The organism is Sphingomonas sp. P4_D12 (assembly GCF_056401895.1).
This window is the reverse complement of the sequence record NZ_JBFUIL010000019.1, coordinates 75,512-84,847: the sequence shown is the minus strand read 5'-3', so window position 1 is coordinate 84,847 and position 9,336 is coordinate 75,512. Positions and strand designations below refer to the sequence as shown.

At 65.2% G+C, this 9,336-nt stretch carries 10 protein-coding genes; 7 read left to right on the top strand and 3 right to left on the bottom strand.

Annotated features, from left to right (window positions below; genetic code table 11):
• From AC1DSD_RS22115 to AC1DSD_RS22095, 5 genes are all read left to right on the top strand, one after another.
• On the top strand, positions 1-573 hold a 573-nt coding region (locus AC1DSD_RS22115), incomplete at its 5' end, for a M10 family metallopeptidase C-terminal domain-containing protein (RefSeq protein WP_478033124.1).
• 193 nt (positions 574-766) lie between these two features.
• A complete protein-coding gene (locus tag AC1DSD_RS22110; protein WP_478033123.1) occupies positions 767-1,861 on the top strand; it encodes an MBL fold metallo-hydrolase in 1,095 nt (364 codons plus the stop codon).
• Positions 1,862-1,936: 75 nt separating this feature from the next.
• On the top strand, positions 1,937-2,809 hold the full coding sequence (locus AC1DSD_RS22105; protein ID WP_478033122.1) for a dienelactone hydrolase family protein: 873 nt from the start codon (positions 1,937-1,939) through the stop codon (positions 2,807-2,809).
• 41 nt (positions 2,810-2,850) lie between these two features.
• On the top strand, positions 2,851-3,474 hold the full coding sequence (locus tag AC1DSD_RS22100) for a glutathione S-transferase family protein (protein WP_478033121.1): 624 nt from the start codon (positions 2,851-2,853) through the stop codon (positions 3,472-3,474).
• A 73-nt stretch (positions 3,475-3,547) separates the two neighbouring features.
• Positions 3,548-3,823, top strand: a complete 276-nt coding sequence (locus AC1DSD_RS22095) for a hypothetical protein (protein ID WP_478033119.1) — start codon at positions 3,548-3,550, stop codon at positions 3,821-3,823.
• Positions 3,824-3,839: 16 nt separating this feature from the next.
• Here AC1DSD_RS22095 and AC1DSD_RS22090 read toward each other — a convergent pair whose 3' ends face one another.
• The 3 genes from AC1DSD_RS22090 to AC1DSD_RS22080 all read right to left on the bottom strand — a co-directional run bounded on the left by AC1DSD_RS22090 (position 3,840) and on the right by AC1DSD_RS22080 (position 6,267).
• Complete coding sequence (locus AC1DSD_RS22090; RefSeq protein WP_478033117.1) at positions 3,840-4,049, bottom strand: DUF1289 domain-containing protein; 210 nt, start codon at positions 4,047-4,049, stop codon at positions 3,840-3,842.
• Positions 4,050-4,056: 7 nt separating this feature from the next.
• On the bottom strand, positions 4,057-5,511 hold the full coding sequence (locus tag AC1DSD_RS22085; RefSeq protein WP_478033116.1) for a DEAD/DEAH box helicase: 1,455 nt from the start codon (positions 5,509-5,511) through the stop codon (positions 4,057-4,059).
• A gap of 288 nt (positions 5,512-5,799) precedes the next feature.
• Positions 5,800-6,267, bottom strand: a complete 468-nt coding sequence (locus tag AC1DSD_RS22080) for a hypothetical protein (RefSeq protein ID WP_478033114.1) — start codon at positions 6,265-6,267, stop codon at positions 5,800-5,802.
• Between the two features lie 79 nt (positions 6,268-6,346).
• Between AC1DSD_RS22080 and AC1DSD_RS22075 the strand changes: the two genes are divergently transcribed.
• The gene (locus tag AC1DSD_RS22075) at positions 6,347-7,795 is read left to right on the top strand and encodes an FAD-binding oxidoreductase (protein ID WP_478033113.1); all 1,449 of its coding nucleotides are present in this window, start codon (positions 6,347-6,349) and stop codon (positions 7,793-7,795) included.
• Positions 7,796-7,859: 64 nt separating this feature from the next.
• Positions 7,860-8,630: a SapC family protein gene (locus AC1DSD_RS22070; RefSeq protein WP_478033111.1), complete on the top strand. Its 771-nt coding sequence runs from the start codon at positions 7,860-7,862 to the stop codon at positions 8,628-8,630.
• The last annotated feature ends 706 nt before the right edge of the window (positions 8,631-9,336 follow it).

The window sequence follows — 9,336 nt, the reverse complement described above, 5'->3', positions numbered from 1 at the left end:
AATGAAGGCACCGCCGATACCGTGCTGGCGACGGTCAGCTACACGCTGACGGCGGCAGCCCAGGTCGAGCGGCTGGCGGCATCGGACGCCAATGCGACGACGGCGATCAACCTGACCGGCAACGCCTGGTCGCACCTGCTCCAGGGCAATAACGGCGCCAACACGCTGACCGGCGGCAGCGGTGCCGACACGCTGATGGGCTATGGCGGCAACGACACGCTGTTCGGCGGCGGTGGTGCCGACAAGTTCGTGTTCGCGCACGGCACCGGCCAGGACAGTATCGGCGACTTCGTCACAGGGACCGACAAGATCGACCTCACCGCGATCGGCTTTGCCAGCTACCAGGACGTGATCAACGCTACCCACGATGTCGGCGGCAACGCGGTGATCGACCTCGGCAATGGCGACCAGCTGACCTTGACCGGGGTCACTACCGCACAGCTCCACTCAGGCGACTTCATCGGGGTCGGCAACAGTGCGGCGGCGGTCCAGATGCAGCCATTCATGGCCGACCTCGGCACCGACGGCACCTGGCATGGTGGGATCGCCGCGGTCTCGGTCCTGCATGGCTGAGCGCCCGCTCGTCACCGATGAGGTATTCGCCCACGGCCACTAGCCCATTAACGGGTCGGTGCGTGGGCGTTTCAACCATCGCTCTATCCCCGGCGGCTCACAGGTTCGACGACTCGGTATCCCGGTCGCATAGCATAACGGCTATCATTTCCTTTTGCTGGTATCCTGTCTGCCCACTTGCTACCGCCCGATCATGGCAACCAATCGCACGCCCGACGCCGCGTTCGTCGCCGACGAGAGCTTCGTTCCCACCAGCCATAAGGGCCTGACCTATCCGTTCGGCGGCAAGGAACCGGAAGAGGGCGGCGCGATGCAGGTCGCGCCGGGCGTGCGCTGGGTGCGGCTCAATGTTCCCGGGCCGCTCAAGCATGTCAATTGCTGGCTGATCGATGACGGCGACGGCGTGGCATTGGTCGATGCCGGGATGAATCGGACCGAGACGCGAGAGGCGTGGAAAGCCGTGTTCAAGGGGCCGCTTGCCGGCGTCCGCGTCACACGGATGATCGGCACGCATTTCCATCCCGATCATATCGGCCTCGCCGGCTGGATGTGCGATCACCACCAGGCGCCCTTGTGGATGACGCGCGGCGAGTGGCTGACCGCGCAGATGCTGGTTGCCGACGCCCGGCCGGAAACGCCGCAAGAGGTCAGCGACTTCCGCCGCGCCTGCGGCTGGGGCGACGAGCAGATCGAGCTGGCGGCAGCGCGCGGCTGGTCCAATTTCGGGCGGATCGTGCGGCCAATGCCGCTGTCGTACCGGCGGCTGGTCGATGGCGAGACGATCGCGATCGGCGGGACGGCGTGGCGGATCGTCGTCGGGTCCGGCCACAGCCCAGAACATGCCTGCCTGCTCGATGAAGCGAATGGCATATTCATCGCCGGCGATCAGGTGTTGCCGCGGATCAGCCCGAACGTTTCGCTCGGCATCACCGAGCCCGACTCCGATCCGCTCGGCGAATGGTTCGACTCGATCGCGAAATTGAAGCGCGAAGTGCCCGCCGACGTACTGACCTTGCCGGGCCACGGCGACCCGTTCCTCAACCTCCACGTCCGGCTCGATGCCATGGATCGCGAGCATCGCGAGCGGCTCGACGAGCTCGAAGCCTTTCTCGATGAACCACGCCGCGTGGTCGATTGTTTCGGCCGGCTGTTCCGGCGCGCCATTGGCCAGGAGGTGCTCGGCATGGCGACCGGCGAGGCGATGGCGCATTTGAAACGGCTCGAAGTCGAAGGACGCGCGGTGCGCGAAACCCATGGCGACGGGACATGGCGCTGGCGGGCGATCTGAACCGCGTCAGGGCTCGCGCGGATCGGCGCATCGCCATAGAATAAGGTCGAGTCGAGCCACCCCAGGGAGAGACCCATGTGCGACGAACATACCGTTGAGGACAATGATCGCTTCCTGGGCATTGCCCATCCGTCGCGCCGCCAGTTCGGCATGATGACCGGCGTCGCGGGGCTGATGGCCGTGCTGCCGGTTCCGGCCAATGCCGCGGCGATCAAGGGGCGCGATGTCGTGATCGACACACCCGAGGGGAAGGCGGACGCCTATTTCGTCGCGCCGGCGACCGGAAAGCATCCCGGCGTCCTGATCTGGCCCGATATCATGGGCCTGCGCCCGGCTTTCCGGCAGATGGCCGAGCGGTTGGCGCAATCGGGCTATGCCGTTTTGGTGGTCAATCAATTCTACCGTTCGACCAAGACGCCGTTCCTCAAGCCCGGCCAATCGTTCGACCAGCCCGACGTGCGCGCCAAGATCATGCCGTTCGTCGAGAAGCTCACCCCCGCCGGGACGGTCAGCGACGCCAAGGCGTTCACCAGTTTCCTCGACGCGCAGAAGGAAGTCGATACCAAGCGCGGGCTCGCCAGTACCGGCTATTGCATGGGCGGGCCGATGGTGTTCCGCACCGTCGCCGCGCGCGCCGACCGCTATCGCGCGGGCGGCACCTTTCATGGCGGCGGGCTGGTCGGCGACAAGCCCGACAGCCCGAACGCGCTGATCCCGCAGATGAAGGCGAGCTTCCTGATCGCGATCGCCGAGAATGACGATCAGCGCGCGCCGACCGACAAGGACGTGCTGAAGAAAGCGTTCGCCGACGCCAAGCTGCTCGCCGAGATCGAAGTCTATAAAGGTACGATGCACGGCTGGTGCCCGCCCGACAGCAGGGTGTACAACCAGGCGCAGGCGGACCGCGCCTGGGAGCGCATGTTGGCGCTGTTCCAGAAGGCGCTCTGACTCGGCGGACGCGTGACACACGGATTCCTAGGGAGAGAATAATGAGCGACCTGATCTTGTACACGAACCCGCAGTCGCGCGGCCGGATCGCACGCTGGGCGCTCGAGGAAGTCGGCGCCCACTACGAAGTCCGCGTGATGAATTACGCCGACACGATGAAAAGCGATGACTATCTGTCGGTCAATCCGATGGGCAAGGTCCCGGCGATCGAGCACAAGGGCAAGGTCATCACCGAATGCGCGGCGATCTGCGCCTATCTCGGCGACGCATTTCCCGATGCCGGCCTGGCGCCACCGACCGCCGATCGCGCCGATTATTACCGCTGGCTGTTCTTCGCTGCCGGGCCGGTCGAGCAAGCCGTGACCAACAATAATGCCGGCTTCATCCCCCAGCCCGAGCAGGGCAGGATGTTCGGCTATGGCAGTTACGACCGGACGATCGACGTGCTCGAACGCGCGGTGTCGCAGCATGACTACGTCGCCGGCGACGCCTTCACGATGGCCGATGTCTATGTCGGCGCCCAGGTGATCTGGGGGACGCAATTCGGCACGATCCCCAAGCGCGACGCCTTTACCGCTTATGCAGAGCGGTTGAGCGGGCGAGAGGGCTATAAGCGGGCCTCGGCGCTCGACGATGCGCTGATGGAGACCAACCAGCTGGCGTGACGCGCGGCGCTTCAGGTCGCGTTCAGCTGCTCGAGCATTGAATGAAGGCGCGGTTCGCTGGGGGAGTGTCGCGATGAAGTTTGTGGTCGCCTCGATCATCCTGTCGCTCGCCGCGCCGGTCGCGGCGCAAAGCGGCTACGGCATCCGTCGCGATCCATCGCCAGTGCCGCGCTCGCGGGTTCCCGAACCTTCGGTGCCAGCGCCGCATCCCGGCGGGGACGAATCCTATGTCGACCGCAAGGCGGATTGGGATCGTCGGCTTCGCGCCTGTCTCAACGATCGCCATCAGACGCGTCGCGAGCGGCGGCAATGCGCAAACATGGGCTTCCCGGTGAACGGGCGGCGGTGATCTTGGGCGTGTCGTTTCAGGGCTGACTCGACGCGATCTGGCGCGATGGCAGTTCGGCCATGATGCGGTCACGCTCCGCTGGAGTCATGCTCGTCCAGCGCGCGACTTCGTCGATCGTGCGGCGGCATCCCTCGCACAACCGATCCTTGCCGATCCGGCAGATATTGACGCACGGGCTGACGATCGGTTCGACCGGCACCACGCTAATGAAATCGGGCAGGCTCACGCGTGCCTCAATCGTGGGTCAGGACCGCGTTCAGGAAGTCGGGAATCGGTCCGTTCCAGCCTTCGTCCGGACCGTCGTCCTGCTCCCGGCCGCGGCGCGGGCGGCGGTCGTCGTTGCGCACACGCGGCTCGTCGCGGGGCGGGCGAGGATCGTCGCGGCGCGGGCGTGCTTCTTCCCGCGGCGCGCGCGGCTCTTCGCGTCGAGCGGGTTTGTCCGCGCGCGGCGCCGGTGCTTCGGGCGTCTCGTCGGCGGCAGCTTTCTCGCGCGGCGCGGCGCGCGTGCGTTTCGGCTTTTCGTCACGGGCAGCGCGGGCGCGGGGCTTTTCCTCGGCTTCGGGCGGTGGGCCGCCTTCGAGCCGTGGAATCTTCATACCGGTCAGCTTCTCGATATTCTCGATATTCTCGGCATCCGCGCTCGAGGCGAGCGTATAGGCGATCCCCGTCGCACCGGCGCGGCCGGTGCGGCCGATGCGGTGAATGTAATCGTCCGGATGCCACGGCGCGTCGAAATTGAAGACGTGGCTGACGCCCTTGATGTCGAGCCCGCGCGCGGCGACGTCGGACGCGACCAGGATGTTGATCTCACCCTTCTTGAACCGCTCGAGTTCGGCGATGCGCTGCGGCTGCTCCATGTCGCCATGGATCTCACCGCTCGAAAAGCCATAGCCTCTCAGGCTCTTGTTGAGCTCGCGCACCGTCGTCTTGCGGTTGCAGAAGATGATCGCGTTCTTGACCTCTTCCTGGCCGAGCAACTGACGCAGCGCCGCGCGCTTGGCGTGGCTCGTGCTGCTGACCGGCACCACATATTGGGTGATGTTGATATTGGCGGTGGCGGGACGCGCGACCTCGATCGTTTTCGGGTTCGACAGGAACTTGTCGGCCAGCTTCTTGATCGGCGGCGGCATCGTCGCCGAGAACAACAGCGTCTGGCGATTGGCCGGCAGCTTGGTGCAGATATTCTCGATATCGGGGATGAACCCCATATCGAGCATGCGGTCGGCCTCGTCGATCACCAGCAGGTTGCACTGGGTCAGCAGGATCTTGCCGCGCTCGAACAGGTCCATCAGCCGGCCTGGAGTCGCGATCAGCACGTCGACGCCCTTTTCCAGCGCCTTGACCTGGTCGCCCATCTGCACGCCGCCGATGAGGAGCGCCATCGAGAGCTTGTGATACTTGCCGTATTTCTCGAAATTCTCGGCGACCTGCGCGGCGAGCTCGCGCGTCGGCTCGAGAATCAGGCTGCGCGGCATCAGCGCGCGGCTGCGGCCATGACCGAGAATATCGATCATCGGCAGCACGAACGCGGCGGTCTTGCCCGTGCCGGTCTGGGCGATACCAATGATGTCGCGCATCATCAGCACGCTGGGAATGGTCGCGGCCTGGATCGGAGTCGGTTCGGTATAGCCCGATTCGCCTACGGCGCGGAGCAATTCGTCTGAAAGGCCGAGGTCGGCAAAAGGCATCCAAGAATCCGGAAAAATGGTTAGCGCGCAGATGCGCCATCCAACAACGTGCGCGCTTGCCGATCAGTTGCCGAAAGTCAAGCTTTCTGGCTTGATGAGAGTGCGGAAGAGCGAGTTATGTTTGCGACATCGGACGGATCGACGAAGGCGAACCTGGCCAGACTGTCGCTCTTGGTTCGCCCCTTCCTCAAGTTGCCTTTCGACAAGTTCAGGCGAAGCGGTATGGTGCGTGCGGGGCGGGGATGGGGATGGGGATGCTCGGGCCAGTTTCGACCGGCGCATCAAGGCCTATTTTTTGGCGACCAGCTTCTTGAACTTCCTGATCGTGCATTGATCGCCCGAGCGGGTGCGGATCGAATCGCGTCCGGCGCAGACCTGGCCATCGGCCGACGGCTTGACGTAGAAACCGCCATAATAGCCGAGGCCCGAACAATCGCCGTCCAGCTCGGCGCGGACGCGGTCGCCGCCGCGCAGCACCAGGTCGACATAATCGCCCGCGACGATCGCTCCGCCCAATTGGTCGGCTGCGATGCATTTCGGACCCTTTTTCTCGGCCCATTTGATCGGTCGTGCCGGTGTAAGCTGCGGCGCGGGCGCGACCCTGTCCCGCAACGTGCTGGGGACGCGGATCACGATTCGCCCGCGGATCGTCACTTGCGCCAGTTCGATGCCCGTCACCTGGCCGGCAGGCGCGGGCGTACTGACCGCGGCGACGGAGGCAATCAGGGCAAAGGCGGCAAGGGGCGGACTCGGCATGAAGCGCGCCTTGGTAAAGCCATAATTTGAACACGCAATGAATTGGATACGCATCCTCCGCCATGCTAGCGCGACTGCCATGACACCCGCACAGACCGAGTTGACCGCCGCCGTCCGCGCCGCGCTGGGCGACAAGGCGATCGTGACCGATCCCGCGGACATTGCGCCATGGCTGACCGACTGGCGCGGACGTTTTCACGGCAGCAGCCCGGCGATCCTCGCGCCCGACGCCGTCGCGGGAGTGCAATTGGTCGTCGCCAAGGCACGCGACCTCGGCGTCGCCTTGGTACCGCAGGGGGGCAATACCTCGATGGTCGCCGGCGCCACGCCGCCCGCGGATGGCTCGGCGCTGATCCTGTCGACGCGACGACTTAACCGCATCCGCTCGCTGCGGCCGGCCGACGCTTTGGCGGTGGCCGAGGCGGGGGTGATCCTGTCCAACCTCCACGACGCCGCTTTGGCCGAGGGGATGCGTTTCCCGCTGACCCTGGGGGCAAAGGGCAGTGCGACGATTGGCGGACTGGCCTCGACCAATGCCGGAGGCACGCAAGTGCTGCGGTTCGGGACGATGCGCGGGCTGGTCGCCGGCGTCGAGGCGGTGCTGCCCGACGGGTCGCTCCATGACGGGCTTGCCGCGCTCAAGAAGGACAATCGCGGCTACGATCTCAACCAGTTGCTGATAGGGGCGGAGGGCACGATAGGGGTGATCACCGCGGCCACGTTGCGGCTGGTTCCAGCGATCCTCGACCGCGCAGTGGCCTGGGTTGGGCTCGCCGATCCCGAGCGCGCGCTGGCGCTGTTGCGGCGGCTGCAGGGCGCGACGCAGGCGGTCGAGAGCTTCGAGATCATTCCGCAAAGCTTCCTCGACGCGGTGATCCGCCATTTCCCCGGCACGCGCGCGCCGTTGGGCGGTAATCATGGCTGGCAGGTCCTGATCGAGGCGACGCGCGCGGCGCCAGCCGACGAATCACCGGCCGCTTTGCTCGAACGGCTGATCGGCGACGCGCTCGCGGCGGGTGAGGTCGAGGATGCGGTCGTCGCGGCGAGCGAGGCGCAGGCCGACGCCTTGTGGAAAATCCGCGAAACCATTCCGGAGGCGTCGCGTGCCGAGGGGCCCGCGCTGCAGCACGACATCTCGGTGCCGGTCGCCGGCATGCCGCGCTTCCTTACCGAAGGTGCGAGAACGGTGGAAGCGCGCTTCCCCGGAACGCACGCGGCCGGGTTCGGCCATCTCGGCGATGGCAACGTCCATTTCCACGTGCGGGCGCCGGTCGGCACCGACGGCCCGAGCTGGTATGAGGAGGAGGGCCATGTCATCTCGGCCTTCGTCCACGATCTGGTCGTCGCCGCGGGCGGATCGATTTCGGCCGAGCACGGCATCGGCCAGTTGAAGCGCGACGAGCTGGCGCGGCTGTCCTCGCCGGCGCGGATGATGGCGCTGCGGGCGATCAAAAGCGCGTTCGATCCGCGCGAATTGATGAATCCGGGGAAGCTCGTTACCCTTGCGCCCGACGGCGCCACCCCTTAGGGCGCACGGCCACGTGCGGCTTCTTGGGGGAGCCGCGTTCAAGAGATTCGATTGGAGTAGGGTAATGGCCAGCGCGCCGCAGTCGCTTCCGCTTTTTTATAATTCGCTCGAACCGCTGTCGAGCGAGCAGCACGGCAATTTCCGCATCCGCCCGTCCAACGGCGCGCCGTTCCTGGCCAACCAGCACGCGATTCCGCTGACGGTTGACGAATTCCCGATGGCGCAGCGCAACCTGCCGATCGTCTTCTCGCAAGGCGACGATGGCGTGCCGCTGGCGCTGATGGGCCTCAACGAAGGGGTCAACGTCTTCATCGACGAGAAGGGCCAGCTGCGCGAGCCCTATACCTATGTCCCGGCCTATATCCGGCGCTATCCGTATCTGCTCGCGCGCCTGCGCCCGGAAGCCGAAGAGCTGACCTTGTGCTTCGATCCGAGCTCGGAAACGATCGGCGCGTTCGACGACGGCGAGCCGCTGTTCGCCGATGGCGCGCCGACCGAGGTCACCAAGAACATCCTCGAGTTCAACCAGCAGTTCGAAGAAGCCGGCGCGCGCACCGCGGCGTTCATGAACGAGCTGCGCGAGCTCGATCTGCTGATGGACGGCGAAGTGACGATCCAGCCGGACGGCGCCGACAAGCCGTTCGTCTATTCGGGCTTCCGCATGGTCAATGAAGAGAAGCTCAACGAGCTGCGCGGCGACCAGCTGCGCAAGATGACCCAGTCGGGTCTGCTGCCGCTGATCTACGCGCATATGTTCTCGCTGTCGGTGATGCGCGAGATCTTCACGCGTCAGATGCAATTGGGACTGATGCCGGCGCCGCAGCTGGTTGCCTGACACCTCCTTCATGACGAGGACCGCGTTGGTCCTCGTCACCCTGGTGCGCGGCGAGGCCGGCACAGGCGGCAGGGCCTCGGCCATGCCTTTCTGCGGCATGTCGCCGCGGCATATGCCGTCGCGCACGCCGTGCCTGGCGGGATGGCACCGGAATCGGTCCGAAATGGTTGAAATTCTTCGGTGAGAACGTTCAAGTCCGAGTCTTGAAACGGTAATCTCATCGACCTATGTTGCTGGAGTACGGCTTCGTGTCCCCCCTTTCGCGAGGTCGTGCAGACACGCTTTCGAGCGTGTCTCCTCCCTGAACCTTGGCCACCTCGGGCGTTTGCCCGAGGTGGTTTTTTTATGGGGTGGGCGAGATCGGTCGGGCTGCTGGCATGAGGCCGCTATTGGGTGGGCAGCGGATTAAATCAACATGCGGCCGCCCCACACAAGGGGGACGGCGTAAAAGCCCACTGTAAGCAGTACGAATCCAACCCCGTGCAAGAAAATCGGTCTACTTCCGGCTCGTACTGCCTTCCAACAGAACGCAACTCCCAAGGCCAATGGGATCCAGGCGGCGGCAAGAGCAGCAGCGGCAACTTGGGTGCGCCAGCCTCGCTCATAGGCATCCATCCAGCCTATGCCGATGTAAGCAAGGAACGAGCCCGGCACGATCGCAACGACATAGAATGAGTAGATGGCAAGTGACCACAGTCGCGTCGGC

Coding starts and splice junctions, on each gene's coding strand:
- AC1DSD_RS22080 (WP_478033114.1), bottom strand. CDS start 6,267: ATGCCGAGTCCGCCCCTTGCCGCCTTTGCCCTGATTGCCTCCGTCGCC.
- AC1DSD_RS22100 (WP_478033121.1), top strand. CDS start 2,851: ATGAGCGACCTGATCTTGTACACGAACCCGCAGTCGCGCGGCCGGATC.
- AC1DSD_RS22085 (WP_478033116.1), bottom strand. CDS start 5,511: ATGCCTTTTGCCGACCTCGGCCTTTCAGACGAATTGCTCCGCGCCGTA.
- AC1DSD_RS22095 (WP_478033119.1), top strand. CDS start 3,548: ATGAAGTTTGTGGTCGCCTCGATCATCCTGTCGCTCGCCGCGCCGGTC.
- AC1DSD_RS22070 (WP_478033111.1), top strand. CDS start 7,860: ATGGCCAGCGCGCCGCAGTCGCTTCCGCTTTTTTATAATTCGCTCGAA.
- AC1DSD_RS22105 (WP_478033122.1), top strand. CDS start 1,937: ATGTGCGACGAACATACCGTTGAGGACAATGATCGCTTCCTGGGCATT.
- AC1DSD_RS22075 (WP_478033113.1), top strand. CDS start 6,347: ATGACACCCGCACAGACCGAGTTGACCGCCGCCGTCCGCGCCGCGCTG.
- AC1DSD_RS22110 (WP_478033123.1), top strand. CDS start 767: ATGGCAACCAATCGCACGCCCGACGCCGCGTTCGTCGCCGACGAGAGC.